At 47.0% G+C, this 26813-nt stretch carries 26 protein-coding genes; 7 read left to right on the top strand and 19 right to left on the bottom strand.

Annotated features, from left to right (window positions below):
* From ABLV07_RS00900 to ABLV07_RS00835, 14 genes are all read right to left on the bottom strand, one after another.
* The gene (locus tag ABLV07_RS00900) at positions 1-1311 is read right to left on the bottom strand and encodes an ABC transporter permease (protein ID WP_020079478.1); all 1311 of its coding nucleotides are present in this window, start codon (positions 1309-1311) and stop codon (positions 1-3) included.
* Positions 1312-1962 carry a hypothetical protein gene (locus ABLV07_RS00895; protein ID WP_157195032.1) on the bottom strand — a complete coding sequence of 217 codons (651 nt, stop codon included), beginning with the start codon at positions 1960-1962 and terminating at the stop codon, positions 1312-1314.
* Entirely contained in the window at positions 1946-2653 is a 708-nt protein-coding gene (locus tag ABLV07_RS00890) for an ABC transporter ATP-binding protein (protein WP_015367971.1), read from the bottom strand. Before ABLV07_RS00890 ends, ABLV07_RS00895 begins: the two co-directional genes overlap by 17 nt.
* An 11-nt stretch (positions 2654-2664) precedes the next feature.
* Positions 2665-3615: an ATP-binding protein gene (locus ABLV07_RS00885; RefSeq protein ID WP_348853249.1), complete on the bottom strand. Its 951-nt coding sequence runs from the start codon at positions 3613-3615 to the stop codon at positions 2665-2667.
* A gap of 13 nt (positions 3616-3628) precedes the next feature.
* Positions 3629-4849: a beta-ketoacyl synthase gene (locus tag ABLV07_RS00880; protein WP_032713978.1), complete on the bottom strand. Its 1221-nt coding sequence runs from the start codon at positions 4847-4849 to the stop codon at positions 3629-3631.
* A 1-nt stretch (position 4850) separates the two neighbouring features.
* A complete protein-coding gene (locus tag ABLV07_RS00875; RefSeq protein ID WP_348853250.1) occupies positions 4851-7412 on the bottom strand; it encodes a beta-ketoacyl-[acyl-carrier-protein] synthase family protein in 2562 nt (853 codons plus the stop codon).
* 72 nt (positions 7413-7484) lie between these two features.
* Positions 7485-8654 carry an aminomethyltransferase family protein gene (locus ABLV07_RS00870; protein ID WP_126027559.1) on the bottom strand — a complete coding sequence of 390 codons (1170 nt, stop codon included), beginning with the start codon at positions 8652-8654 and terminating at the stop codon, positions 7485-7487.
* Positions 8655-8683: 29 nt separating this feature from the next.
* The gene (locus ABLV07_RS00865) at positions 8684-8965 is read right to left on the bottom strand and encodes a phosphopantetheine-binding protein (RefSeq protein WP_015367976.1); all 282 of its coding nucleotides are present in this window, start codon (positions 8963-8965) and stop codon (positions 8684-8686) included.
* A gap of 18 nt (positions 8966-8983) precedes the next feature.
* Complete coding sequence (locus ABLV07_RS00860; RefSeq protein WP_045413043.1) at positions 8984-9532, bottom strand: 3-hydroxyacyl-ACP dehydratase FabZ family protein; 549 nt, start codon at positions 9530-9532, stop codon at positions 8984-8986.
* 3 nt (positions 9533-9535) lie between these two features.
* The gene (locus tag ABLV07_RS00855) at positions 9536-10291 is read right to left on the bottom strand and encodes an SDR family NAD(P)-dependent oxidoreductase (RefSeq protein WP_348853251.1); all 756 of its coding nucleotides are present in this window, start codon (positions 10289-10291) and stop codon (positions 9536-9538) included.
* A 19-nt stretch (positions 10292-10310) separates the two neighbouring features.
* Positions 10311-10679: a holo-ACP synthase gene (acpS, locus tag ABLV07_RS00850; protein ID WP_047035446.1), complete on the bottom strand. Its 369-nt coding sequence runs from the start codon at positions 10677-10679 to the stop codon at positions 10311-10313.
* Positions 10680-10697: 18 nt separating this feature from the next.
* On the bottom strand, positions 10698-12344 hold the full coding sequence (locus tag ABLV07_RS00845; RefSeq protein ID WP_348853252.1) for a ShlB/FhaC/HecB family hemolysin secretion/activation protein: 1647 nt from the start codon (positions 12342-12344) through the stop codon (positions 10698-10700).
* 62 nt (positions 12345-12406) lie between these two features.
* Entirely contained in the window at positions 12407-15067 is a 2661-nt protein-coding gene (locus ABLV07_RS00840) for a filamentous hemagglutinin N-terminal domain-containing protein (RefSeq protein ID WP_348853253.1), read from the bottom strand.
* Between the two features lie 749 nt (positions 15068-15816).
* Positions 15817-16308 (bottom strand): YajQ family cyclic di-GMP-binding protein, encoded by a 492-nt coding sequence (locus ABLV07_RS00835; protein ID WP_015367982.1) that lies wholly within the window; start codon positions 16306-16308, stop codon positions 15817-15819.
* Between the two features lie 138 nt (positions 16309-16446).
* On the opposite strand from ABLV07_RS00835, the gene panE reads away from it, so the two are divergent.
* From panE to ABLV07_RS00820, 3 genes are read left to right on the top strand one after another with little or no spacing between them, the layout of a single operon-like run.
* The gene (panE, locus tag ABLV07_RS00830) at positions 16447-17358 is read left to right on the top strand and encodes a 2-dehydropantoate 2-reductase (protein WP_126027556.1); all 912 of its coding nucleotides are present in this window, start codon (positions 16447-16449) and stop codon (positions 17356-17358) included.
* Positions 17321-17914, top strand: a complete 594-nt coding sequence (gene yajL / locus ABLV07_RS00825; protein WP_015367984.1) for a protein deglycase YajL — start codon at positions 17321-17323, stop codon at positions 17912-17914. Before panE ends, yajL begins: the two co-directional genes overlap by 38 nt.
* A 50-nt stretch (positions 17915-17964) precedes the next feature.
* Positions 17965-18441 carry an SRPBCC family protein gene (locus ABLV07_RS00820; RefSeq protein WP_348853254.1) on the top strand — a complete coding sequence of 159 codons (477 nt, stop codon included), beginning with the start codon at positions 17965-17967 and terminating at the stop codon, positions 18439-18441.
* Between the two features lie 56 nt (positions 18442-18497).
* On the opposite strand, the gene thiI is transcribed toward ABLV07_RS00820, so the two are convergent.
* Positions 18498-19946 carry a tRNA uracil 4-sulfurtransferase ThiI gene (thiI, locus tag ABLV07_RS00815; RefSeq protein WP_015367986.1) on the bottom strand — a complete coding sequence of 483 codons (1449 nt, stop codon included), beginning with the start codon at positions 19944-19946 and terminating at the stop codon, positions 18498-18500.
* 234 nt (positions 19947-20180) lie between these two features.
* Here thiI and xseB point away from each other — a divergent pair, with 234 nt between their 5' ends.
* Genes xseB through ABLV07_RS00795 form a run of 4 tightly spaced genes read left to right on the top strand, consistent with a single transcriptional unit; the run spans position 20181 to position 24238 of the window.
* Entirely contained in the window at positions 20181-20423 is a 243-nt protein-coding gene (gene xseB, locus ABLV07_RS00810) for an exodeoxyribonuclease VII small subunit (RefSeq protein ID WP_015367987.1), read from the top strand.
* Positions 20424-21323, top strand: a complete 900-nt coding sequence (gene ispA, locus ABLV07_RS00805) for a (2E,6E)-farnesyl diphosphate synthase (protein ID WP_126027555.1) — start codon at positions 20424-20426, stop codon at positions 21321-21323.
* An 18-nt stretch (positions 21324-21341) separates the two neighbouring features.
* Positions 21342-23204: a 1-deoxy-D-xylulose-5-phosphate synthase gene (gene dxs, locus ABLV07_RS00800; RefSeq protein ID WP_126027554.1), complete on the top strand. Its 1863-nt coding sequence runs from the start codon at positions 21342-21344 to the stop codon at positions 23202-23204.
* A gap of 59 nt (positions 23205-23263) precedes the next feature.
* Positions 23264-24238 (top strand): aldo/keto reductase, encoded by a 975-nt coding sequence (locus tag ABLV07_RS00795; protein WP_015367990.1) that lies wholly within the window; start codon positions 23264-23266, stop codon positions 24236-24238.
* Between the two features lie 38 nt (positions 24239-24276).
* Here ABLV07_RS00795 and pgpA read toward each other — a convergent pair whose 3' ends face one another.
* From pgpA to ribE, 4 genes are all read right to left on the bottom strand, one after another.
* Positions 24277-24789, bottom strand: coding sequence for a phosphatidylglycerophosphatase A (gene pgpA, locus ABLV07_RS00790; RefSeq protein WP_264673663.1), 513 nt, complete (start codon positions 24787-24789; stop codon positions 24277-24279).
* The gene (gene thiL / locus ABLV07_RS00785; protein ID WP_015704562.1) at positions 24770-25747 is read right to left on the bottom strand and encodes a thiamine-phosphate kinase; all 978 of its coding nucleotides are present in this window, start codon (positions 25745-25747) and stop codon (positions 24770-24772) included. Before thiL ends, pgpA begins: the two co-directional genes overlap by 20 nt.
* A 73-nt stretch (positions 25748-25820) precedes the next feature.
* Positions 25821-26240 carry a transcription antitermination factor NusB gene (gene nusB / locus ABLV07_RS00780; protein ID WP_015367993.1) on the bottom strand — a complete coding sequence of 140 codons (420 nt, stop codon included), beginning with the start codon at positions 26238-26240 and terminating at the stop codon, positions 25821-25823.
* A gap of 20 nt (positions 26241-26260) precedes the next feature.
* Positions 26261-26731 (bottom strand): 6,7-dimethyl-8-ribityllumazine synthase, encoded by a 471-nt coding sequence (gene ribE, locus ABLV07_RS00775; protein ID WP_001021161.1) that lies wholly within the window; start codon positions 26729-26731, stop codon positions 26261-26263.
* Positions 26732-26813 lie beyond the last annotated feature (82 nt).

The following is a 26813-nucleotide window of genomic DNA, read 5'->3' as shown; positions in this document are numbered from 1 at the left end:
CTATGAAAATTTGAATGCATCGGTAATGTTGAGGCGCGATGCACGATATGCGGGAATAATGGAAGCCACGGCAGATGTTAAAATTGGTAATATCAAGGTTATCCAAATCAATCCCACATCATTCGTTTTAATAAATGCGGTATAACCTACAGATTGTCCAGGCGAAGGTGGCATCGCAATACCTGAGATATTAATTATAGCGGCAATAGTGAATCCAAAGAGAAGACTCCCTAATGCGCCAAAGATACCGATATATATGCCTTCCAGCCAGAATAAACGCGTAACACGGTTTGATTGTAAGCCAATTGCGCGTAGCGTAGTAATTTCTCGGGTTCGCTCGACAATACTCATCGTCATTGAATTGCCGATCATAAATACTACGATAAGTGCCACGATAAGTTTGATAAAAAAATAGATACCGGACAGCATACCTTCCACCTGCTGGTAAAAAATAGAATTCTCCCTCCAATCCTTAACGATCAAAGGTAAATGCTGGTCCGCTATATATCTTCTCATTTTCTTAACAAACGACGTTACATCATCGTTATTCAGCAAAATGACTATCTTACTAACACCATTAGTACCCATGATTTGCTGTGCAGTCTCAAGGGGCATTTTGATTACAACATCATCATAATCCTTTATACCTGATTCAAATATTCCACGTAATTTTACAGATATAGCTCCCTGACCTCCCGCTATATTAACAGTCATGATATCAAGCCAGTCACCGTAGTGGCTATCTAAGGTTTTTGCCAGGCCGCTGCCAATAGTAATCTCATCATGTTTGACACGAGATAAGTCGCTACCAAAAATTATCTTATCAAAAGCTCCCAACTTCAGGGCCGGTAATGGCTCAACGCCCTGTGCTGAAAAATAATTGGATGTTTCAGTTTCGTAATGTGAGATTATTCCGCTAAACTCAAGTTGTCCGGAAATTGTAGAAATCACATCAGAAAAATCGGCGTTCTGCAAAATTTTATTTTTCAGTGTAATATAATCAGATATCAGACTCTTATTTTTGTTAGCAGTTTCAAAGTAGGTGCTATTATAAATCTGTACATGACCAATATTTGTACGTATTGTTTGCTCTTTGAGTATCCAAAAAGAGTAGTTGATAAAACCACCATACAAAAATATGGCGCAACCACCTAATATAATGGCGAAAATGGTAGAAAACGTTCTTCGCCGGTGCCGTAGCAAGTTCAAAAATGAGAATTTAGCATCGCCAAAATTAAAAATAATGTTATAAACAACAAATATTAATAGCAACACCACAATTGAATTAATAAATATCATATCCTTTGACATTCATTCACCTTTAATAACGGGAACAATAATCTGTAATACTTCAACCATTTCCCAAGCCGGCATTTCGTTATTTTCAAAATCAATTTCACGCTGCTGATTAACTCTCCGCAGATGATCAACGAGCTGTTTTTCTTGCTGTTTCATATGGCAATTATGAAGGGCCCTTAAACGCATTATTAGTATATTACCAATGATCTCACTGCTAAATTTATCTTTATTCTTCAGCAGTAGGTCAGTATCCTCGATGGTAATCACACAGCGCCCTAACCCCACTGGTAGCCAGGCATCAACTCTGGCACGTAAGTATCGAATCAGCATGTTGTCTTCATTGGTATCTACCGCTTCATCAAGATAAAAAAAGCCCGTCTTTGCATATTCAGAAGCGTTAATGAGATCATTGATACTCTGATAATAGTAAGCCTGTCGCAGCATTCCCCACGAATAAAAGATCAGCGCGCCAACTTTGTTAGTACGTTCATACTCTTTAAATAAATCAGAAGTGATAGATGCTAAAGCCTGTGGTTCACCAGGAAATCCATCCTGTAAGACTCGGGCAGTCGCAGGGGTTGAAACCTTCTCAGCAAATACTGAAAATGTAACTATGCTAAGACACAGGAGTAAAACGCTACAAAGATTACTTCGCTGAATCATAAATTATTGCTCCATCTTTGATATCTACTCTCCGTCGAGCACGATCTTTAAGCTGAGTCGAATGTGTTGAGATAATAAATGTTGTTTTCGTCCGTTGATTAATCTCAAGCAGGAGGTCAAGAATTGATTCACCGGTAGCAAGATCCAGATTACCTGTAGGTTCGTCAGCGACAATAACTTCGGGGCTATGCGCTAGCGCCCTTGCAATAGCGACCCGTTGCTGTTGACCACCTGACAATTGGCCAGGTTTTCTTGCCAATAAGTGGGATAAACCAACACTCTCAAGGAAATGTAACGTTCTCTCTCTAGCCTCTTTCGTACTAAAATGACCGTTGAGCGTCAGGGGATAATAAACATTATCAAAAACACTCAGCACCGGTATTAAATTGAAAAATTGAAATATGAAACCTAAATGACGACTGCGAAGGCGTGCAAGATTTTTGTCTGACAACATATTGAGATTTTTATGCAGAAAGAAGACATTGCCAGCAGTCGGTGTATCAATACCGGAAAGTATATTAAGTAAAGTACTCTTACCACTACCAGAAGGCCCGCATAACGCAAGAAACTCGCCTTTCACAACATCCAGATTAATATTGTTTAGAGCATAAGTCATATTGTCCTGATAACCATAAGTCTTATATATACCAGATAATGAAATATCAGGTAATTCTGTTATATTGCTGCGCATATCCCCTCCTATTAGTACCAGGTATCAAAATAGGCATAGCCGCTAACTACTCCCGGAATAACGGTTCTGAGACAGCCATTATGCAATGCATACTGATTAATATATTGCCAACTTAGCGCCGGTGTCATACATCCGCTACAGCCGTAGCGAGCAATAAGATCGATGCCGGTATGAGGAAATGGTTTTGTTTTATTGATTCCTCCGGCATATGCAAGGAGATCTATATCATCAGTATTTTCAACATCTGGTAAATGTGGGTTATTGGTTGCAGTAGGTATATATGGCCCACAATGTATTTTTAGATCACTTTCCCTTTTACTAAAAATAAAACACCCCACTCTTTCTATTGATATATTTATCCCGGGAATGAGTCTTTTCTTGTTTTTTACTTCACTCTGGATCATACTTTCAGCTGTAAATGCCAACAATGGCACAGCACGATATCCTCCGCAGATAACGACAAAATCAAATACATCCCATGCAAGATAATCCTGCGCCATTGCCATCGCCTGATAAAGGGAAATATTTTCGCCGCGAACTTTGCAAGTAACATCACTTATTGAAAATTTCTTAACCAAGTTCTTTGGTAGAGTATCAATAGTAGATAAATTAAGGCTACTGATATTGTACTCAAAGACGCCTGATTCTCCCCAGGAATCAATATAAATAAAAGCAGTTCTCGATTTCAGTAACAGCATCCTTTCTTTCGCTGACATGCTATGTAATGCGGCATCTGATACTTTATCGAGGGCGTTAATATAAGGAGTATGTTCAGGACGCCGTGTAATCTCTCGTGTATAAATTTCCCTTCTTGAGCCAAAACGTTTGAATCTCCAGCCGTTAGCTCCCGTAGTTTTCAAGGCAGTATTGTATGAGTGAGACTCCCATACATTCAACCAACTTGGATAGTATAAATAAAATGGCTCGTCTGGTTCCATGAACGAATATGAAGACAGATACATACTATTCTCCATATTAGTCAGTATTATTATGCAAATTAGTCATCAAAAGTGCAACGACGGAACCGTCGACCCCCAAGCCAGTTTTCAGAAGGTGTTTTTTAGTATGTTTACATACCCCCCCCGCTAAAGAGATATGGTGTGCGACATCCTCTATAATCCGATCGTTAACGACAGGGAAAATTAATTCTCTATTAAGCAGTATATGATGCCCAATAACTAAATCGATTAATCCAGAACCTGTTGCGGTATAGCCAATTTGTCCCTTATAGGCCAAAACTGGAAGACTATTTTCACCGGCATACATGGTGATGGCTTTTGCCTCAACATTATCACTTGATGAGGTACCATTACCATGGGGAATAAATGCACAAAGGTCTTCTTTTTTTATATCCTTATCATTTAACATTGCATTAATCAACTTTAGAATACTAGTACTTTGCCAGTAGGAATCATTACTACGCCCAGCATTAATCTGCTTGTAAGCCGAAGTAATGCTTATTCCATGGCTTTTCCCTCGCCCTAATCGGTGCTGTTGACTTTCCAGTAACATAGCGCCATACCCCTCAGCAAAAATTACACCATTACTGTTTATACCGAAGGGTTGGACCATTTCACTCTCCAACATTCCCTGGCTCTCAAGGAACACTAGATCTTGATATTTAATTTTTGAAATATTGATGATCAGCGCCAGATCAATACCACCTTGCTCTATTGCCCTGATCCCCAGGTGGATAGCAGTGAGTGAAGAGTTACTGGTGCAGTTCATATTTGGGGGAAGATGTTTTAATTCGTATCGTTTTGCAAGGCGATAGGAAGCCGTGTCCTGCGACATATTTTTCACTGATAAATTTTTGATTGAGGATATCAATGAAACATCTTCCATATCATTATAATTATAGAAATTTCTATAATCCATGACATCAACGCGCGGACCTATCCCTGTAATATATACTCTGACCCTATTACCTTTCAGGCAGTCTTCATTGAGGCCAGCCTGAATTAAGGTTTCATTGATAAGTTTATATACCAGGTCAAAAGCGCTATCATTATCCCGTTTTAGTTTCGCTATCAGTATATTGCCAGAAAATCCACAGTCGATAGCCTGTTTATCTGAAGTAAACCATGGAGATAAGTGTACACGTTTACCTTGCCGCAAATTTTCAATTAACAGCGAACTATTCTCTGCATACGGTAAACACACACTGAAACCAGAAATAATAGCCCTTTCGCTCACCTTATAATCCTTTTATCACAATAGCGTAATAGTTCCCGCCTTCAGTCGCTCCAATTAAAAGAGCGTATCTAATAGTTAGATTAAGTGATTGGTTCACAAAGTTGACTCTCTCATCAGAAAATTGTCGAGTATAAGGAATAGCAGGAACCGATTGTCTGCGAATACAATCAAGAAGAACCGCCAGGTTTAGCAGACCTGCAGAAGAGGCGACAAAACCAAAGAATGCATTGTAATTCACAACCGGTACATGAGGATTAAGGCAATTAAATGACGTATATATCGCATTCGTTTCTATCATTGAATTTACTTCGCTACCATTACTGGTCCCGCAAACTAAATCAATTTCTTTCGAGGTAATACCCGCATCCGCAAGCGCGCGAGTAATTGCCATAGACATTGCTGCGGACTTCTCCTCAACCTGTGTCACGTCAAAATAGGTATTGCTACATGCCTTACCATAACCAGCGATTTCAGCTAATACCTCAGCGCCGCGGGCCACTGCTGACTGTGGATCTTCCAGGAGCATCATGCATGCGCCTTCACCAGGTACGTAGCCCTGTGCTTCTTTGCCATATATCTGATAATCAGCCGGATCGGACATCATATGAATTTTATTTGTCACCGCATCCATATAAAGCGACATTGAAGGAAAGTATTCATCAGCCCCGCCAATTACAACCTGCGGTTGGAGCTGTTGGCGAACAATTTCATAGCCATAGGTCAATGCGCCAAGCGCAGCATTTTCACCGGTAGCCAACGTTGTTGTATATCCTTTGACCCCTTCTGAGATCCCGCAAAATGTTGTAATTGAGTTCATTAGAGAGCCGGGAAATTCCGAAGTCCGAACTTTCCGCGGGTCAGGTTTCAAACTTTGCAAATACTTATAGGTTGTTTCTTGCGGCCCTCGCGCCATTCCCAGAACCATACCCAGATCATCTCCATCTCGTTTGATCTTGCGTTTAGCCATATGCAAAGTTTCTGAAAGTGCGAGTAGAGCAAACGTACCGCCGCGAGTTGCCTTACGCGGGTCGTATCGACGTAGATGTTTGCGTGGTTCCAGGCCTTTCACTTGATAAGTTTTAAAATTCTCTTCTGTCTCCGGCTGCTTGTACTCCTCTTCCTGATATTCATCACCAAATATATCCGCAAACTGATTGGTTTTGGCCAATACACCCAACAGCTCTTTCGCCTCGTCAAGCGTGTCATCAGGAAAGACAACACCGCTGAGTTCTACTGAGCTGTCGCCTTCATGGATATAGTGAAGAATCTCATTTAGAGTGTGACCTATAGCCGATACAGCGCCTACTCCAGTAATAGCAACTCGTTTTGCTTCATAGGAGGTGAGTGGAACTGAACAAGGTTTAGTGCTGACAATCATGCAGCAGTTATTACCGCCGAAAGCATAATTGTTATTCATAAAGATATTGATATCTTTTTTACGAAACTCGTTCGGTACATAGTCCAGATCGCAATTGGGACGAGCCTGCGAAAAACTTAGTGTTGGCAGAACTTTTTTTTCTGGCAGAGTCACCAGGCACGCAATAAGTTCGACAATTCCTGCTGCCCCAATATTGTGGCCAAAATAAGATTTTGTGGAACTTATTAACAAATTTTCTGCTCCGGAGAAAACCTTCTTCATTGCCAGAGTTTCGATTTGATCATTAGCTTCCGTACCCGTGCCATGCGCATTGACATAATCAATTTGTTCAGGCTTAACCCCAGCATTCGCCATCGCTTTTTGCATAACCTGCACTGCGCCACTGGCGCGTGGGTCGGGACCTGTTTCATGATATGCGTCGCAAGATGTCGCGTAAGAAAGAATTTCACCGAAGATGGTCGCGTCACGCGCCACCGCATGTTCATACTCTTCGAGTACAATGGCCCCCGCGCCCTCGCCAATAGACATACCTGAATGCCCTGAAAATGGCGAGCATGATTGCGGATGCATAACATTCAAGGCATAAAAACCCGCGAAAGTGGGTAAATAGATGGGTTCTGTACCTACCGCCAACATAGCCTTACTTTTGCCATTTTGGATATAATCAAAAGCCATACCGACGGCATTCGGGCTTGCGGTACAAGCCGTCGCAACAAGTTCCACTCCGCCCTTCAGGCCCAGTAGCGTTGAAGCGCTGGAGCAACATGATGAAAAACTGCCTGAAAACAGAGCCTTTCTTAATGAAAAGTCCTGAATACGCTGCTCGAAGAGAGGGAGAAACGCTTCTGTACCCGCAGAAGAAACGCCCACAATCATCCCCATCTCTTCCAGACACTCGCGATTGGCGGCCAGTTCTGCCTGCTCTAGTGCTTCCTTACCAACTTTGTAAGCCCAAAGCGCGGCATTATCGAGCGATGCAACAATTTCTTCAGATAATTCTGGACAATGAATTTTATGCAGCATTTCAGCCGCTCGGGCATTCGCAAACCATTTAGAAAAGCGAGCGCTGTCAGCAATACCATTTTTTTTAGCCAACAGCGCTTGCCTGAAGTCTGCAATATTGTCGGCGAGGGATGACAATATTCCCATGCCGGTAATAACTACTCTTTTTCTGCTCGTTTTCATATTTTTCTGTTCTATCCAGAGTGGTTAACAACGATTCCAAGAATGCCGAGTTAAGAATAAAGTCGCTAATTGTTATACCGTTTCAAGCGCGCTTTTCGCCTTCAATTCATCAACATAACTATGGATTGTTGGGTTAACCAATAAACTCAGATTATAAATAAAAGGGACATTTTGGGTTTTGGCGGTGATTTCCCCATTTACAGTTTGAATAGTAAAACCGGAGATATCCGCTAATGCATAGCATTCGTCAATAAGTGCCAACGCGATCCAATGCTGTTTCGCAGGAGAATATGCTGCTTTAACAATAACACCGACTTGATGTCCATTAACCATCACAAGGTCATTTGAGTCGATGTGACTACATCCAACATCAGGAGCAATTCCAACAAGTTTGCGCTCAGCCCCCTTCCGCGATAGTTCTTCTACCGCACTCTTACCAATAAAGTCTTCCTTGTCATACTGAATAGCCCACTGCATTTGTAGTTCTACTGGATTACGGGAGTAATTATTATAAAGGCTTTCGTCCCATCCCGGGTTTTCTACTCTCACCAGACGTTGATAATCTAAACCACCGGTTTTGAGCAAATACTTAGCACCTATTTCTTGTAACTTCATCCACATTGTGACTAGCGTTGCTTGTGGGCCGATCAACTGATATGCAAATTCGCCATGTTTTCCGCAGCGGAAAACCATTAACTCATCATCAGTGTTCATATATTCATAATAGGGTAGACCAATGATATCAAAGCCATAGACCTCCGCCATTATCTCCCAGGCATAGGGGCCTTCCAGCATAATAGTCCCCCAATTATTTTCCTCCATCGCTTTGATTTCAGGGACCTCCTGAATATCTAACTCCTCAGCTTTAGTCAGTACTTCGTTGAGTACATCTATAATTTCTTTAGAAGTAAGGTTCTCGGATAAAATATAATAACCATCAGCGGCGCACAAAACATATGCATCACCACGGATATCCCCGTCAGCGTTTAGCAGTAGGGAGTAAATACCCTGCTCATCACGGATGATTGATACATCAGCCGAAACCATGTAGTTTACCAACGCCCATGCATCATCTCCCATCACACTGGTGATAGACATATGAGAATAATCCACCAACAAGGCATTTTCACGCACAGCCTTATATTCTTCAAAAATATCATGATATGAAGAAGGTACGCGTTGGTGATTATAGATTCCCATAAGCGCATTATTTTTAAAATGAAGATCAGAAAGTAAATTCATAAAATAGCCTTTAATATAATCTTATCAATTCAGGATGTTTTTTTCTTTAGAATGAAAGATGCCAGATTATTTATGCTTCGCATATAGGCTGGATCATCACCTTCCGAGACCTGAATGTTGAAGGTTTTATCAAGCATTACGATGATTTCCGTGGCATCTACAGAGTCTAGTTTCAGTCCATTGCCAAACAGCGGCGTGTCATCATCAATTTGATGTGCCTCACGTTGAACATTTAGGCGTTGAATAATTTCGGACTTAATCGTAATAATTATTTTTTTTCTTTCATCGATTTCATCATTAATGTTGGTCACACCTGTTCTCCTTGGTAATTAAATGACTTCTCTAAAATTAATAATCACGCCCTGGCTAATGATCTTCTTCCCGACATTAGCTGTGACTGAATAATGTTTAAACCCACTCTCATCAGAAAATGAGAGTTTACTTACCACTTCAATCGTATCTCCCGGGTACGCTGTCCCTTTAAACTTCAAGTTCTGAGAAGCTAACACTCCACGGACCTGCGACCGCCTCGTACGTATTGTATTTAGCATATCCGGATGCTTTATATAAGCATGAATGTCACGCAATGTTCTCAGTTCTTCACCCGTTCGCCCCTGGTAAATATCACAGATATCAGTGAGAAAAGAGTAATACTCGCTTGCCTGACCAAATATTTCAGAAATAATAGCTCCTGGCATAATGGGATCTTCTGGGAAATGCCCAAGCAGATAAGGATCATTATAAGTCACATGCTTTATAACTTTGATGTAACCATTCTCGCCATACTTATAATCAACTATTTGGTCGACCATAAGTAGAGGTTGACGCCAGCCCCCCATAGCAAGAAATATTTTCGGCGGTATCGGATACTTAGACATAAATCACCGCATTACCATACCACCATCGACCACGATGGTTTGCCCTATAATATAGCTGGATGCTGAAGAGCTTAAATAAACAATGACGTTTGCTACCTCATCGCATTTTCCGAGTCGTTTTAATGGAATTGAGTTAGTCACCTCACGAACCACGGTACGGGGAACCTTCTTCGCCATTTTAGATTCAATCATTCCTGGCGCTACCGCATTAACACGCACTCCCCGCGGGGCCAGCTCAGCCGCAAGAGTGCGGGTGAAACTTAAAATTGCACCTTTGGATGCACAATAGTTTGCCTGGCCAATGCTTGGTACCAGAGCTGCAACAGATGCAACGTTGATAACAACTGGACTTTCCGCTGAACGTAATAACATTAATGCTTCTTTCGTTAACCGAAACAGACTAAGTAAATTGATGTTGATAACCGAATAAAAATCATCAAAACTCATTGATGCAAAGAGGCTATCTTTAACAATTCCCGTATTATTCACCAGCACGTCCAGTCTTCCGGCATTTATGGTCAGGCGCTCGCACAACGCCACGACTTCTTCCCGGTTCGTGAGATCGCAAGGCAAAATATGTAGCAAGTCACCATTGGCATGATTTTCTTTCAGTGCAAGCAGCGGTTCGTCATTCGATTTATATAATGCATAAACAATACATTTTTGCTCAAGAAATTTCCCACAAATTGCAAGACCTATGTCGCCGCTAGCACCAGTAATCAGCACCTTTTTACTTGCAAGAGCGTTATATTTATACATTTTATATGAATGCCTTAAATTAATATATGATGGTTACGGCTATCGCATATGTCCGGCAATGTGAAATACTTAATGACATATTCATCACTCGCTGCTCATTAAGAATATCCCTAACTCTACCGGATAATATAAACTCAGGTTTTCCATATTCGTCATGAACAACTTCAATATCATGGAATCGAATTCCATGGCCAAATCCGTAGCCAATGGCTTTTACCAGAGACTCCTTTGCAGCCCAAAATCCTGAGGCTCGTTCATAATTTAGATCAATAACATCGATTTCTTTTATTTCATTATTCGTAAATACTCTCTGAAGAAACCCCGACTTATGATTAGCAATAGCCTTTTTAATTCTTGCTACTTCGACAATATCTGTACCAATACGCATTACATATTTCCAAAAGAATTAAATCTGGTACGAAAAATTGAAATTAAGCTTATACTTATCCACATCGAAATCATCCGGATAGAGAAAAGGTGTTGATAACGAAGCATCATACTCGACCGCTTTCACCGCGCCTTTAACTCCTAAGACTCCACCCATTATCCTTTTCCCACTCAGGTCTTGTGAAGGTAACTTACCAATTATTTGTCCATAATCTGTGCCAACATAAGGGGTGATACCGTCAAATCCAGTCACTACATTCAGGGTATTTTGTATAAAAAAACCTTTATTCCCATAGATACCATCGCTGTTTTGAAAACCACGTACACTCCAACGATCGCCTATTGTAAATTGATCCTGTAACGTCAAATTATCTGGTGAATACTGGGCACCAAAATTAAGTTCGTAATAGGCATTGGCTGGCAATATCGTTAACCATTTCACATAGTTCACATTAAGGTTTACAATTTGACTTTTCTTACTCACAGTGCCAGTACGCATGTCTGGTGTGTCAGTACCACCAAAAGCCCTGGTAAACCGTTGCCAGGTTAATGTGGAATCCAATGCTGCCCCGGTAAAGTTTCTCTTATAATTTAATCCTAACCGTATGTTACCCATATCTCGTTTTTGCAAAACCAGTTCTGTCCCACCCAATGTGTAGTCATATTTCCGTCTGATAAATTCAGCACTCGCAGACAATTTAGAGTTCACATTGCGGTATAGCATACGATTACCTTTGAGGCTGAAATATTCCGTCTCACCTACATAATCAAAAGTATATGTACCAACATCAATACCCTGAGTAGATTTACTTTTACTATAAAAAAGACTTAGATCGTTATATCCAAAAGGCACACTATAATAGGCACTAGCATTTTTATACCCCCCGGTCTGGCTACCCGTCCCTGCCAGGTAAAAAACATCGCTCAAACTAGTGACATTATATAAATACCCCACTCCACCAATAAGTTGGTTTCCAGTGCTATCATCACCATAGTTATTGTACGAAGCTCTGGCACTCCATATTTTTTTTCGTTGCGTATTAATTACCAACTTGCTCGTGCCATTTTTAGTACCTGGCACTATGTTAATTTTAACATCAACCTCAGGTGTTCTCTGTATATTTTCCAGGCCCTGCTCAACATCCCTGATATTGAGAATATCACCTTCTGAAAATGGCAAAACCCATTTACTTATATCGTTATCAACAATGACAATCTCAGAAATCCTTCCTGGTATCACTGCCAAACTTAATTTTTTAGTCAAGAGATCTTGAGATGGAATTTCCACCCTCGTTGTTATATACCCCGCATTTATATAGTAATCTTGAAAAAGCACAGCCGCTTTTTTCAACCCATTCATCCCTAAGCATTTTCCAGCAACCTGTTTTTTAATTTTATTTAATCCGCGATCGTCTAAAAAATCATTGCTAAGCACTAATTCATCAATTTGAAAACACGGAGTTTCCAGCGGGAATGTGCTATCGGTTTCTTTTTTTGCGACGGCATCGGAGAACACATCCTTTTGTTCTATTTTTCGGTCTTTGAACGCAGCGTTATCATTGCTTTGCTGGTCTTTTACAAGCCGCCCTAACTGAGCATCAGCCGCTACTGCAGGGCCGGTAATCAACAATACCAGGCTAATAATTACTATATTGCGAATATCCATTTCATACCCTAATCAGGTAAAAGCAGTAATCCCTTACCGCTTTTACCTTCAACCTAAGTTATTTATTTACCTACAACGGTACCAAATACGTTTACAACATTAGCTGTAGTCTCAAATCCTTGAGCTCCACCTAATACAGCCCAGAAACCAGTGTTGACGATTTTCTTAGCATCGATTACCGCCTTACCCGCTGTATAAAGGTTGCCATAGTTGTAGATGTTATTACTTGCAGTGACATTCAACTGGCTATCAGCAACTAAATTAGCCCAGTTTGAGATATTTTTAGCTGTGACGTTAGTTGTTTTGGCAGAAATGTTTGCGCCAAGATTATTGGTCAAATCATTCGCCGTCGAAATGTTCAAAGTATTACCAGCAGCAATATCGCTGTTGTTAGTGATGGTTTTCCCGGTCAGGTTCAAGTCACCATCAGCATTAAAAGCGTGATTATTTGTCAAGTAACCGGAGGCATTAACCGTCAGATTACCTTTAGCATTCACCCATCCGGTGTTATTATAATCACCATTAATATTAATCAAGACGTCGCTATCTGAAGAGATGACTCCGTTAGCCGTATTCTTTGCAATGGAACCGCTTGCTTTTGATGACAATGAAGATGCATCAATTTGCATGTTACCAGAGCTATAAATAGTTGCGTAATCAGCAGCGATTTTCTTCGCAGCAATCGTCATCCCCCCTGAATTAGCAACAATCTGCCCTTTGTTACTTGCGAGATCGCCAGTCAGATTAATATTTACATCACCGGTTTGCGCAATAATACGGCCAGATTCGTTATTCAGGCTCTTAGCCGTAATATCAACCCCTTCACCGCCAATTAGACCGCCTTGCTGATTCCCATAGCCGAAGTATTGCCCCACATAGAAACCAAATTTGTCACTGTCAGTACTGGTGATTTTACCAACCGCATTAAGCGCTAGTTTTTCATCCGCAACCATCATTGTATATTTCGCATCAATATCAGCGCCTGAATCAATACTGATATTTTTAGCTTTGATCACCGAACTGTCTGTACTGACTGTATCGGCTTTGATAGTTACGTCACCGTTCACGGAAGTTATTACGCCCAGACGGCTATAATAGTTGTTAAGATCGATATTAACACCCGCCCCGCCATTGATACCCGATTGGCTGGTATTCATGTTGCGACCAGTAATTGACACAGTCTTACTGCTTTCAATTTTACCCATATAGTTATCAATATCACTGGTGGTTTGGATGCTCACATCACCATCTGAGGCAATTTCGCCAGCCCAGTTAAATAAGTAGTCAGCAGCAATCTCGATGCCATTACCTGAGACGATACCCAAGGATTCACCGCCCGTGGTATCGGCCGATTTGTTGTCGTTGTTTTTAACTGCTTTGGTTGTCGTTAATTTTACAGCACCAGCACTGGAGCGAATCAAACCAGTTACGTTTTCAATATTCCCCGTACTTTCAACTTCAACATTTCCAGTTGAATCAATAGTGCCGCCATTATTAGTTAACGATGTATTTTTCAGGCCAACATAGCCAGCATGAATCTGACCGTTGTTATTATTAAAATCACCTGATTCGATTGCAACGACACCCGCCTCAATACCCGCCGTTTTAGCTTTTCCGGTATTGGTAAAAGTATTACCGCTAGTATTGACAGCCAGCGTTTGTCCGGCAGCCAGTTTACCATTGCTATTATCGAATTTACCGCTGGTAATATAGTTATTAGTGGTTGCTAAAATATTGCCACCGTTGATATTACTAACTTTATTACCCGCGGTATCAATGGCGATCATTTTGTCGCTGTTGATTTTCCCTGCGCTATTTTCTAAAACACCGTTGGTGTTCAGGGTGATATCACCACTGGATTGAATAACCGCATTGTTGTTAAGCAGTTTACCGTTACTGGTAATCTTAATACCGCTATCCCCGGCAGAAATCGTCCCCAGATTACGCACGCCTACGCCATTTTCTGTGCTGACAAGACTAATTTTATTCGCATACATACCACCAAGCTTAGAAACATCCACGCCGTAGGTACTTGCGTTACCGGTAGGCGTTACGGAGTCGGTGACCACACCGTCGGCGTTGACCGCATTACTCCCTGCGACAATCTTAAGCTCACTGGCTGAAAGCGCACCATTCACAACGACACTACGCGCCAGAATTTCGGTCGGTGATTCGCTCTGAAAGCCACTTACAGTAATCGTTCCGCCATTAACGGAATAGCCATTTAACAGCCCATCCTCACCTAACTTTGGCGTACCTGTCGTCAACGTCCCTTTTTCAGCGTTGATGAACCCGCCTCCCTGAGTCGTGATGCCATTAGGGTTGGCAATGATTAAGTGAGCGGAATCCCCGGCAACTTCCATCATGCCATTAATGGTACTCGCATTCGTTGAAGTCACTTCGTTAAGAATAACCATCGCGCTGCGGTCCGTAAGGTTCGGGTTGGCCGCAATCTGCCCAGCCAGCACGGACTGCGCCGCGCTTGCCGCGTTGTTAAAGATCACCCCTTCAGCGCCAACGTTCAGGGTGTCATATACGTTATGCGAAAGACCATTGCTATTCGGTTTCGCGATATTGACAATCGGCACACCATTTGAGGCTTCAGTAACGCTGCCATTTTTAATAGAAATTTCCGCTTGCGCCACTACAGGCATCAGCAGTAATAATGATGCCGCAATTGGGTTTAATTTCGCGGACCTTTTTTTATTTTCGTGATATTTCATATGAACCTTTCTAAGATAGTATTGATTGAGTGCAGCCAGAAAGAATAACCTGCGCTTATGCAGCGATATTCACCCTGACTATTTTAAGTACGCGTCATGCGTACAAAATCCCTGTGAAAAGCACGTAAACTCATCAAACGTTATATGCAGTTCTATTCAACAAATTAATATTAAATAAGTTAAAAATTATATATTTCAGATCGTTTACGCCGAATGCATATACCTACATGGCACAAAGAAAGTTGATTTAATTCATACGAAATATGAGACATCCCCTGTCCGTGCATCGAGCGTAATTCCTCGTTTAAGCGTTGTTGACTCATCATTTTTCAAGCGCTAAATCACCTGTTCTCGTGATGCGTAATAAATAATGCCACGTACAACACCATATCCTTACTCCGTTACAGTTTCCCCGATCAATATAATGAACAAAAAGTGAATTCTTTCTATACATATTCAATTTTCTTCACTTCATGATTGAGATCACGACCCTCGCCTCTTCTCTCCCAGGGATTATTCATCCTTCAACTTCATCATTCATGCGTGAATTCATCTTTATGAATTTGTATTTGAAAGCAGATGGGCACAATAAGCCTGCGGCGGGTAATGAAGCCGGCATGATGAAATGCCTTGTGAAGGATTAAAAAGAAGTTCAGAAGAGATAGGTAATGAGGACTTAATTTGCCGGAGAGAGGCTTAATGCCTTCTCCGGCCTGGATATCAACACAATGCCTGAATCGCTTTGCGTTTTAATCGCGGAAGTTTTTGAACTGGAATGGCTGGCCAAGATCGCCGCCGCGAACCAACGCCATAACCGACTGCAGATCGTCACGGGATTTGCCAGTGACGCGAATTTCTTCGCCCTGAATCTGCGTCTGTACTTTGAGTTTGCTGTCTTTAATCAGTTTAACGATTTTCTTCTGTATTGCGCTCTCAATACCCTGCTTCAGTTTAGCTTCAACAAACCAGGTTTTTCCGCTGTGTACGAAGTTTTCCGGCACGTCAAGCGAGCTTCCCTCAATACCGCGCTTGAGTAGCTTTGCACGCAGGATGTCCAACAGCTGATTGACCTGGAAATCAGACTCGCTCAGCACCTTGATGGTTTTACTGGTTTCGTTCAGCTCAAAGGTGGCTTCAACATTACGAAAATCAAATCGTGACTCGACTTCGCGGCTTGCGTTTTCGACCGCATTACGCGCTTCCTGAAGATCGACTTCAGAGACAATATCGAAAGATGGCATCTTTTCCTCTCCTTCCGTTTCTTTTGCGTTGCATAATACCCACAACGCGGCATAACTCAACTTGTTATCCCGGAAGCTTAGCTGATAACGCTATACTTTAGCTACAAGCGCCTGGGAAGTCGCAGGTGAGGAGGAATAATGAAAGTAACCGTACTGGGATGCGGTGCATTGGGGCAACTATGGTTAACCGCGCTGTATAAAAACGGACATGAGGTTCAGGGCTGGTTACGCGTCCCGCAACCATTTTGTAGCGTTAATCTCATTGAGACTGACGGTAGTAATTTCAACGAATCAATGACCGCTAACGATCCTGATTTTCTCGCCACCAGCGATTTACTACTGGTGACGCTAAAGGCATGGCAGGTTTCCCAGACAGTGAGAAATCTGGCTGTTATCTTACCGGCTTCTGCGCCTATCTTGCTCATTCATAACGGCATGGGCACTCTTGATGAATTAAAAAGCGTTAAACACCCACTGCTGCTGGCGTCCACCACTCATGCCGCCCGCCGCGATGGCAACGTCATCATTCACGTCGCGCAGGGAACAACTCATATTGGACCAGCCAAAAGCTATAGCGAAGATTACAGCGGTCTCGCCGACATTCTGCAAAACGTCCTGCCGGATGTCGCCTGGCACGACAATATTCACCCTGCTCTTTGGAGTAAGCTGGCCGTCAACTGTGTGATTAATCCCCTGACTGCGCTGAAAGATTGTAGAAACGGCGATCTGCGAGATTTTCCGCAAGAGATCGGCGCAATCTGTCATGAAGTCGCAGCGGTAATGCAACGTGAAGGCATTCATACATCTGCGGAAAACCTGTTATTGTATGTAAATCAGGTAATTGAAAGTACAGCAGACAATATCTCATCTATGTTGCAGGATATTCGCGCGCAGCGGCATACGGAAATCGACTACATCACCGGTTTTCTGCTGAATCGCGCCCGGGCCCACGGTCTGTCAGTGCCAGAAAATGCCCGTTTATTTGAACAGGTAAAGCGGAAGGAGAATACTTATGAGCGCGTCGGCACTGATTTGCCTCGCCCCTGGTAGTGAAGAGACCGAAGCAGTCACCACTATCGATTTATTAGCGCGCGGCGGCGTGAAAGTGACTACCGCCAGCGTCGCCAGTGATGGCAATCTGACCATCGTTTGCTCGCGCGGCGTGAAGCTACTTGCGGATGCACCGCTGGTCGAAGTCGCTGATGGCGATTTTGATATCATTGTCTTACCTGGCGGTATTAAAGGCGCCGAGTGCTTTCGCGACAGCCCTTTGCTGGTAGAAACCGTGAGACAATTTCATTTATCCGGGCGCATCGTGGCGGCTATCTGCGCCGCGCCAGCGACCGTTCTGGTGCCGCATAATCTGTTTCCTATCGGCAACATTACCGGTTTCCCGGCGCTAAAAGAGCAAATCCCCGCCGAACAGTGGCAGGATAAGCGCGTCGTCTGGGACCCAAGGGTTAATCTGTTAACCAGTCAGGGGCCGGGAACCTCTATTGATTTCGCGCTAAAAATGATTGACCTGCTGGTCGGTCGCGAAAAAGCATACGAAGTGGCTTCGCAGTTGGTCATGGCTGCTGGCATCTATAATTACTACGAATCCTGATAGCCGGTCCGCGCAGCGGGCTGGTTTCCCCCTTCTTGAGGAGCCGTAGCATGTCCCGTAGCGCAACCGATTCTCGTGACCTCGTCATCAGCCGCCTACTCAGCGCCCCCACGACAGCCCTCTGGCGCGCGTGGGCCGACCCGGCTTTACTCAAAACCTGGTGGTGTCCTAAGCCATGGTATACCGACGTTCTGGCCTTTGATTTGCGTCCCGGAGGGGCTTTTCACACCGTGATGCACGGCCCTGACGGTGAACGTAGCGATAATCCCGGCTGCTTTCTTGAAGTCATTCCGCGGCAAAAATTAGTCATGACCTCAATGCTGACCGCAGACTTTCGCCCTGCCGTTTCCCCGTTTGCCATGACGGCTATTATCACCTTTGCGGATGAAAACGACGGCTGTCGCTATACGGCAACGGTACTGCATGCAGATGATGAAACCTGCGAGCAACACGAAAAGATGGGATTTTTTGAAGGCTGGAATATCGTTATCGATCAGTTGAATGCCCTGGCGATGACACTACGCTAAACCCAGATGTAAAAAAGCCTTCCCTAAGGGAAGGCTTTTTCATCAGTACAGGTGAATTACGGGCGATACACTTTCACGTTAGTAAAGCCCTGCTCACGCAGGTACAGCGCCTGCAGACGGCTCATTACGCCGCGCTCACACCACAACAGCCAGGTTTTGCTCTGATCGAGGTTGCCAAATTGGGTGCTCAGTTTATAGAACGGCAGCGAAACAACATCGACGCCTTCCACTTTCAATGGCTTATCATCCTGCTCATCGACAGAACGAATATCGAGAATCACGTCGTTCGCGCTGAAGCCGCTGACGGTTTCGACTTCCACCACGTCCTGCTGCGTTTGCTGAGCGATGTCGCGAATGTCGATGTTATTCGCTTCCTCAACCACTTTATCCAGAATGCTAAAATCGAAGTTTTCTTCTTCCGCTTCGATCTTCGCTTTTACCGCTTTTATGGTTGGGCTCTTCGAGATAACGCCGCAGTATTCCGGCATGGTGCGGGCAAAATCTTCAGTGCCGATTTCGCGCGCAAGATTGATAATGTGTTCTTTATCGTGAGAAATCAGCGGGCGCAGGATCAGCGTGTCTGAGACATTATCGATAAGACGCAGGTTAGTCAGCGTCTGGCTGGATACCTGGCCCAAGGCTTCGCCGGTCACCAGTGCCTGCACGCCATAACGCTCAGCGACTTTCGATGCTGCACGCACCATCATACGTTTGAGCACCACGCCCATCTGGCCATCCTCGACTTTCTCAAGGATTTCACCAACCACCGGCTCGAAATTGATTGCCACGAAGCGAACGCGATGGGAGCTGCCGAAGCGGTTCCACAAATAGTGCGCCACCTGACGAACGCCAATTTCATGCGCGGCGCCGCCGAGGTTGAAGAAGCAGTAGTGTACGCGGCAGCCGCGACGCATCAGCATATAGCTGGAGACGCCGGAGTCGAAGCCGCCGGAAATAAGCGACAGCACATCTTCCTGAGTACCAATGGGGAAGCCGCCAATACCTTCATAGCGCCCTTTCACCAGCAACAGACGATCGTTTTCGATTTCCAGGTTAACCGTCACGTCCGGATCGGTGAGCTTCACGCGCGCCGATTCGATATGCTGGTTCAGGCCGCCGCCAACGTAGCGCTCAACCTCAATTGAGGTGAATTCATGTTTACCACGGCGCTTCACACGCACGCAGAAGCTTTTGCCTTCGAGCTGTTCACGCCACAGCGGTAGCGTCTGTTCAAAAATGTTATGCAGAGAAGTGAAAGGTACGTCCTCCACTTCCAGAATATGATGAATGCCAGGGATACGGGTCAGCGCATCGCGAATAACCGGCCGCTGGTTTTCGTCTTTCGCGCGAACTTCGATATGATCCCAATGACGAACGACGGCGAGCGTCTCATCATAGTTTTTGAGAACGTTACGAATGTTCCCGGTTAAGATTTTAATAAAGCGCAACCGCACAGATTGGCTTTTGATGGTGATTTCCGGGAACAATTTAATGATAAACTTCATGGCGACAATAGTTCGTTGGCAAGCCCGACGGGGCTTTAAGCAAAAAAGTTGTACAGGCGCGATACAGCGTCTGCATCCAGGGCGCGGAGTATACCATCATTGTTCGCTTTTCGCCTGGCATTGCGCATTTTCGCAAAAATGTATCCGTAGGGTGAATGCCGCGAGTTTGCTTAACCGCCCGACTCCGTTACCATACTGATAGCCATCGAGACATAACAAGAGTCTATATTCACTATGCCAAAGAAAAATGAGGCCCCGGCCAGCTTTGAGAGCGCTTTAGGCGAACTCGAGCAGATCGTTAATCGTCTGGAAAGCGGCTCACTACCGCTGGAAGAAGCGCTCAGCGAATTTGAACGCGGCGTGCAGCTCGCGCGCCAGGGCCAGACGAAACTGCAACAGGCCGAGCAGCGTGTCCAAATCCTGCTGGCCGATAGCGAAGATGCGCCGTTGACTCCCTTTACGCCGGACGCTGAATAAATGGACTTCCCGCAACAATTACAGGCCTGTGTCACCCAGGCCAATGACGCGCTGCGCCGTTTTATCTCTCCGCTGCCATTTCAGAACACTCCGCTGGTTGAAGCCATGCACTATGGCGCATTATTAGGCGGCAAACGCCTGCGCCCTTTCCTGGTTTACGCCACCGGCGAGATGTTCGGTGTTAGCCGTTCCACACTGGATGCCCCAGCCGCTGCCGTCGAATGCATTCATGCCTACTCGCTGATGCATGACGATCTGCCGGCGATGGACGACGACGATCTGCGCCGCGGTCAACCCACGTGCCACATCAAGTTTGGCGAAGCGAACGCTATTCTTGCCGGTGACGCCCTGCAAACGCTGGCATTTTCTATACTGAGTGATACGCCGATGCCGGAAGTACCGGATCGCGACCGTCTGGCGATGGTTTCCGAACTGGCCCAGGCCAGCGGCGTCGCCGGAATGTGCGGCGGTCAGGCGTTAGATCTCGAGGCGGAAGGCAAGCAGGTCGATCTACAGGCGCTGGAGCGAATTCACCGCCATAAGACCGGAGCGCTTATTCGCGCGGCGGTTCGCCTTGGCGCGCTGAGCGCCGGCGAGCGTGGCCGTCAGGCGCTGCCAGCACTCGATCGCTTTGCGGAGAATATCGGTCTCGCCTTCCAGGTGCAGGATGACATTCTGGATGTGGTAGGTGATACTGCGACTCTTGGCAAACGTCAGGGTGCCGACCAACAGTTAGGCAAAAGTACCTATCCGGCGCTTTTGGGTCTTGAGCAAGCCCAGCAGAAAGCGCGCGATCTGATTGCCGATGCCCGCCAGGCTTTAGATGAACTGGCTGCGCAATCGCTGGATACCACGGCACTGGAAGCGCTCGCGAATTACATTATTCAGCGCGATAAATAAACAATAAATGAGTCTCTGATGAGTTTTGATATTGCCAAATACCCAACCCTGGCGCTGGTAGATTCCACCCAGGAGTTGCGCCTGCTGCCAAAAGATAGCCTGCCCAAGCTTTGCGATGAGCTGCGCCGCTATCTTCTGGACAGCGTGAGCCGCTCAAGCGGCCATTTTGCCTCTGGCCTTGGCACGGTTGAACTGACCGTGGCGCTGCACTATGTCTACAATACGCCGTTCGACCGCTTAATTTGGGATGTCGGCCATCAGGCCTACCCGCACAAAATTCTCACTGGCCGCCGCGACAAAATCGGCACTATCCGCCAGAAAGGCGGCCTGCATCCGTTCCCGTGGCGCGGCGAAAGCGAATATGACGTACTGAGCGTTGGCCACTCTTCTACCTCTATCTCCGCGGGTATTGGGGTCGCTATTGCCGCCGAAAAAGAAGGCAAACAGCGGCGCACCGTTTGCGTCATCGGCGATGGGGCTATCACCGCCGGGATGGCGTTTGAGGCGATGAACCACGCGGGGGATATCAAACCAGACATGCTGGTGGTGCTGAACGACAATGAAATGTCGATTTCAGAAAACGTCGGGGCGCTGAATAATCACCTGGCGCAGCTGCTGTCCGGCAAGCTGTATTCCTCGCTGCGTGAAAGCGGCAAAAAAGTCTTCTCCGGCGTACCGCCGATTAAAGAACTGCTTAAACGTACCGAAGAGCATATTAAAGGTATGGTGGTGCCCGGCACGCTGTTTGAAGAGATGGGCTTTAACTACATCGGCCCGGTAGATGGCCACGATGTGCTGGGTCTGGTTAATACGCTGAAGAATATGCGTGATCTGAAAGGACCGCAGTTCCTGCATATCATGACCAAAAAAGGCCGTGGATATGAACCGGCGGAAAAAGATCCCATCACCTTCCACGCGGTACCGAAATTCGATCACACCAGTGGCGTGCTGCCGAAAAGCAGCGGCGGCCTGCCTTCCTATTCGAAAATATTTGGCGACTGGCTGTGCGAAACCGCGGCCAAAGACGACAAACTGATGGCCGTCACCCCGGCGATGCGTGAAGGATCCGGGATGGTCGAGTTCTCGAAAAAATTCCCCGATCGCTATTTCGATGTCGCGATTGCCGAACAGCACGCGGTGACCTTTGCCGCCGGGATGGCGATTGGCGGCTATAAGCCGATCGTGGCGATCTATTCCACCTTCCTGCAGCGCGCTTACGATCAGGTGATCCATGACGTCGCCATTCAAAAGCTGCCGGTGCTGTTTGCAATCGATCGTGCGGGCATCGTCGGCGCCGACGGTCAGACCCACCAGGGAGCGTTCGATCTCTCCTTCCTGCGCTGCATTCCGGAAATGGTGATCATGACCCCGAGCGACGAAAATGAATGTCGCCAGATGCTCTACACCGGATACCACTATAACGATGGCCCTAGCGCGGTACGCTATCCGCGCGGCACAGGTACCGGCGCGGAACTGGAACCACTGGCGCCGCTGCCGCTCGGGAAAGGCGTGGTGAAAAGAAACGGCGAGAAGCTGGCGATCCTTAACTTCGGGACTTTACTGCCGGAAGCCGCTCAGGTTGCGGAAAAACTCAATGCGACGCTGGTCGATATGCGTTTTGTGAAACCGCTTGATGAGGCGCTGATCCTGCAGCTTGCCGCCGATCACGAAGTGCTGGTCACCCTTGAAGAGAACGCTATCATGGGCGGCGCTGGCAGCGGCGTAAACGAGCTGTTGATGGCTCATCGCCGCATGGTGCCGGTGCTGAATATCGGTCTGCCGGACTTCTTTATCCCGCAGGGGACTCAGGAAGAAGTTCGCGCCGACCTCGGCCTGGATGCCGCCGGTATCGAAGCCAAAATCCGCGACTGGTTGGCATAATTGCCAATACCGCTCCTGCTATGCTTAAAGGATACCTTTTAAAGTAGCAGGAGCGTCTTATGCACTACATTCCTCTTGGCGATACCCATCTTCGCGTTTCCCGACTCTGTCTCGGCTGCATGACCTTCGGCGAACCTGACCGCGGCAATCATGCCTGGACGCTGCCAGAAGAGAGTAGCCGTCCGCTGATTAAACGTGCGCTGGAAGGCGGAATTAACTTCTTCGATACCTCGAACAACTACTCCGACGGCAGCAGCGAAGAGATCCTCGGCCGCGCGCTGCGGGAGTATGCTCGCCGCGATTCGGTGATCGTCGCCACCAAAGTTTATCATCAGGTCGGCGATCTGCCGCAGGGGCTGTCTCGAGCGCAAATCATGCGATCCATTGACGATAGCCTGCGTCGCCTGGGAATGGAGTACGTCGACCTGTTGCAGATCCACCGCTGGGATTACTCCACGCCCATCGAAGAGACGCTGGAGGCGCTCAGCGACGTCGTACGCGCCGGGAAAGCGCGCTATATCGGCGCATCATCAATGCATGCCCGCCAGTTCGCCCAGGCGCTCGCCCTGCAGGAACAGAACAATTGGGCACGCTTCGTCACCATGCAGGATCACTACAACCTGATTTATCGCGAAGAAGAAAACGAGATGCTGCCGCTCTGCCAGCGCAAAGGGATTGCGGTCATGCCGTGGAGCCCGCTGGCACGCGGCCGACTAACACGACCATGGGGAGAAACGACCGCGCGTCTCGTCTCCGATGAATTCGGCAAATCGCTGTATAGCGCCACCGACGCCAATGATGAGCAGATAGCACAGAAGCTGGAGGAGGTGGCTGAAGAATTAGATGCCAACCGCGCGCAGGTGGCGCTGGCCTGGCTATTAAGCAAGCCCGGCGTGGCTGCGCCGATTATTGGCGCCTCGCGGCAGGAACAGCTGGATGAGCTCCTGCATGCCGTCGATTTAACCCTGACGCCAGAACAAATCGACAAGCTGGAGGCGCCCTATCGGCCCCACCCAATCGTCGGCTTCAAGTAACGCCGCAATTTATACCCCGGCCGCGCCGGGGTGCAGATTTAGAGCAGACCTATCGGCCAGTGGTGGCCAATCAGATACAGTACGCCGGCGGAGATCACCCCGGCGACGATATCGTCGACCATGATCCCCATTCCACCATGGATGTTGCGGTCGAACCAACGAATTGGCCACGGCTTCCACATATCAAAGATGCGGAAAATAACGAAACCGGCGGCCACCCACTGCCAGTCCATCGTCGGTAACGCCATCAAAGTGATCCACATCCCGACAAACTCATCCCAAACGATGCTGCCGTGGTCATGAGTGCCCATATCTTTAGCCGTACGGTGACAAAGATAGACGCCGATACAGATGCTCATCATCACCGCCAGCGAATAGAGCTGCCAGGGGAGAAAGGTCATCAGATACCAGAACGGAATCGCCGCCAGAGACCCCATCGTTCCCGGCACCACCGGGCTCAGCCCACTGCCGAACCCGGTCGCCAGCAGATGCCAGGGATTGCGCATATTGAGGCGGCTTTTCGCCTCGTCTCTACTGCGTGCCAAAATGATCGTACCCCTTTAAATCCAATTTAATCGGCTTACCCTCACGGGTAAACTGCAGTCCATCCGCTTCCGCCACGATCTGGCCGATACAGGTAAAGCGTGCGCCAAGCTGACCAATCGCGACATCCAGCGCCCCGCGGTTCAGCTCGGGAACGGTAAAGCACAGTTCATAATCTTCGCCGCCGGCGAGCGCCCAGCGTAGCGCCTGTTCAGGATCAACCTGGCGCAGCATGGCATCGGAATACGGCATCGCATCGAGATCGATACGCGCGCCGCAGGCGCTGGCCTTGAGAATATGACCAAGGTCAGAGATAAGGCCGTCAGAGAGATCGATCGCTGAATTAGCCAGATCGCGCAGCGCCTGCCCCTGCAGCACGCGGGGCATTGGACGCAAATGGCGCGCCAGCAGATAATCGGCATCCGCTGGCGAATCTACCGTTAGCCGGTCCTGTAAAAGCGCCAGCCCGGCGGCGCTATCACCGGGCGTGCCGGTGACATAAATCCAGTCGCCAGGCCTGGCTCCGGAACGCTTCATCGCACGGCCCGGCGGCACAAAGCCGTGGATACCCAGCGTCATCGACAGCGGCCCACGGGTGGTGTCGCCGCCGATCAGCTGCATATCGTAATAGTTAAGCTGGACAAACAGACTGTCGCTAAAGGCTTCAAGCCACGCTTCGTCTGCTTCCGGCAAAGTGAGGGCCAGCGTCAACCATGCCGGTTCCGCCCCCATCGCCGCCAAATCGCTCAGGTTCACCGCCAGCGCTTTATACGCCAGATCGGCAGGGTCGATGTCGGCTAAAAAGTGGTTGCCCGCCACCAGGGTGTCGGTGCTGATTGCCAGCGTTTTTTTCTCGGGGATATTCAGGAGCGCGCAGTCATCGCCGATGCCGGTTTCAACATCAAGGCGGGCGCTTTTAACGCGATCAAAATAACGGGCAATCAGGGAAAATTCGCCGCATGCCATACGTTATGCCTCAGCAAAGAAAAGAATAAGGCCGGGTTCGCAGGATCAGATCCTGCAAAGCCCGGCCTGCAGTTTACTTTTTGCGGGGACGGATTACCGGGGCCGCTTTATCCAGCACGCCGTTGACGAACTTGTGGCTATCTTCAGCGCCGAAGGTTTTCGCCAGCTCGATAGCTTCGTTGATAGCCACTTTGTACGGCACGTCGTCACGCTTCGACAGCTCAAACAGCGCAATACGCAGTACCGCTTTTTCTACCTGACCCAGCTCTTCCAGCTGACGTGACAGGTATGGCTTCATCAGACCGTCGAGATACGCGCTGTTAGTCGCCACTCCGGACAGCAGTTCACGGAAATACAGAACGTCTACATCTTTTACATCCTGTTCCGCCAGGAACTGGTATTCAACATCAGCGATGTCGTTCTGGGACAACTGCCAGGAGTAGAGCGCCTGGACGGCACACTCACGGGCGCGGCGACGAGCAGCAGGTTTCACGGAATTCCCCTTACAAAAAATCAGGCCTTGATGGCTTTCAATACGTTAATCATTTCCAGCGCGGTCAGCGCGGCTTCTGCGCCTTTGTTACCGGCTTTGGTGCCAGCGCGTTCGATGGCTTGTTCAATACTTTCAGTCGTCAGAACACCGAAGGCTACCGGGATTTCACTGTCCTGAGCGACGTGCGCCAGGCCATTGCTTGCACCGCCAGCCACATATTCAAAGTGGGCGGTACCGCCGCGAATCACCGTACCCAGCGCGATTACCGCGTCATATTTACCGGTTTTTGCCAGTGCGCCAGCCGCCAGCGGCAGCTCATACGCGCCTGGTACCCAAACAACGGTGATGTTTTCATCTTTTACCTGACCAATGCGCTTGAGGGCGTCAATCGCGCCTTCCAGCAGGCTGTCATTGATAAAGTTGTTGAAACGCGCAATGGTGATGGCGACGCGAGCGTCCGGGGTAGCAACGTTAGCTTCAATAATGTTCATACTCTTCCTTCGGGTTCATGTGCCCCGCAAGGGGGGCGGATTTTATCATAATATTCTGGGCGCTGCTTCCTAATATTAGGAA

It is taken from the genome of Klebsiella sp. CN_Kp097, from assembly GCF_040064495.1.
GTDB lineage: Bacteria > Pseudomonadota > Gammaproteobacteria > Enterobacterales > Enterobacteriaceae > Klebsiella > Klebsiella aerogenes.
This window is presented reverse-complemented; position numbering and strand designations above follow the sequence as displayed.

Excerpts from the sequence above, each read along its gene's own strand:
- ABLV07_RS00900 (WP_020079478.1), bottom strand. The coding sequence starts at position 1,311 with ATGTCAAAGGATATGATATTTATTAATTCAATTGTGGTGTTGCTATTA.
- ABLV07_RS00895 (WP_157195032.1), bottom strand. The coding sequence starts at position 1,962 with ATGATTCAGCGAAGTAATCTTTGTAGCGTTTTACTCCTGTGTCTTAGC.
- ABLV07_RS00890 (WP_015367971.1), bottom strand. The coding sequence starts at position 2,653 with ATGCGCAGCAATATAACAGAATTACCTGATATTTCATTATCTGGTATA.
- ABLV07_RS00885 (WP_348853249.1), bottom strand. The coding sequence starts at position 3,615 with ATGTATCTGTCTTCATATTCGTTCATGGAACCAGACGAGCCATTTTAT.
- ABLV07_RS00875 (WP_348853250.1), bottom strand. The coding sequence starts at position 7,412 with ATGAAAACGAGCAGAAAAAGAGTAGTTATTACCGGCATGGGAATATTG.
- ABLV07_RS00870 (WP_126027559.1), bottom strand. The coding sequence starts at position 8,654 with ATGAATTTACTTTCTGATCTTCATTTTAAAAATAATGCGCTTATGGGA.
- ABLV07_RS00860 (WP_045413043.1), bottom strand. The coding sequence starts at position 9,532 with ATGTCTAAGTATCCGATACCGCCGAAAATATTTCTTGCTATGGGGGGC.
- ABLV07_RS00855 (WP_348853251.1), bottom strand. The coding sequence starts at position 10,291 with ATGTATAAATATAACGCTCTTGCAAGTAAAAAGGTGCTGATTACTGGT.
- acpS (WP_047035446.1), bottom strand. The coding sequence starts at position 10,679 with ATGCGTATTGGTACAGATATTGTCGAAGTAGCAAGAATTAAAAAGGCT.
- ABLV07_RS00845 (WP_348853252.1), bottom strand. The coding sequence starts at position 12,344 with ATGGATATTCGCAATATAGTAATTATTAGCCTGGTATTGTTGATTACC.
- ABLV07_RS00840 (WP_348853253.1), bottom strand. The coding sequence starts at position 15,067 with ATGAAATATCACGAAAATAAAAAAAGGTCCGCGAAATTAAACCCAATT.
- ABLV07_RS00835 (WP_015367982.1), bottom strand. The coding sequence starts at position 16,308 with ATGCCATCTTTCGATATTGTCTCTGAAGTCGATCTTCAGGAAGCGCGT.
- panE (WP_126027556.1), top strand. The coding sequence starts at position 16,447 with ATGAAAGTAACCGTACTGGGATGCGGTGCATTGGGGCAACTATGGTTA.
- yajL (WP_015367984.1), top strand. The coding sequence starts at position 17,321 with ATGAGCGCGTCGGCACTGATTTGCCTCGCCCCTGGTAGTGAAGAGACC.
- ABLV07_RS00820 (WP_348853254.1), top strand. The coding sequence starts at position 17,965 with ATGTCCCGTAGCGCAACCGATTCTCGTGACCTCGTCATCAGCCGCCTA.
- thiI (WP_015367986.1), bottom strand. The coding sequence starts at position 19,946 with ATGAAGTTTATCATTAAATTGTTCCCGGAAATCACCATCAAAAGCCAA.
- xseB (WP_015367987.1), top strand. The coding sequence starts at position 20,181 with ATGCCAAAGAAAAATGAGGCCCCGGCCAGCTTTGAGAGCGCTTTAGGC.
- ispA (WP_126027555.1), top strand. The coding sequence starts at position 20,424 with ATGGACTTCCCGCAACAATTACAGGCCTGTGTCACCCAGGCCAATGAC.
- dxs (WP_126027554.1), top strand. The coding sequence starts at position 21,342 with ATGAGTTTTGATATTGCCAAATACCCAACCCTGGCGCTGGTAGATTCC.
- ABLV07_RS00795 (WP_015367990.1), top strand. The coding sequence starts at position 23,264 with ATGCACTACATTCCTCTTGGCGATACCCATCTTCGCGTTTCCCGACTC.
- thiL (WP_015704562.1), bottom strand. The coding sequence starts at position 25,747 with ATGGCATGCGGCGAATTTTCCCTGATTGCCCGTTATTTTGATCGCGTT.
- ribE (WP_001021161.1), bottom strand. The coding sequence starts at position 26,731 with ATGAACATTATTGAAGCTAACGTTGCTACCCCGGACGCTCGCGTCGCC.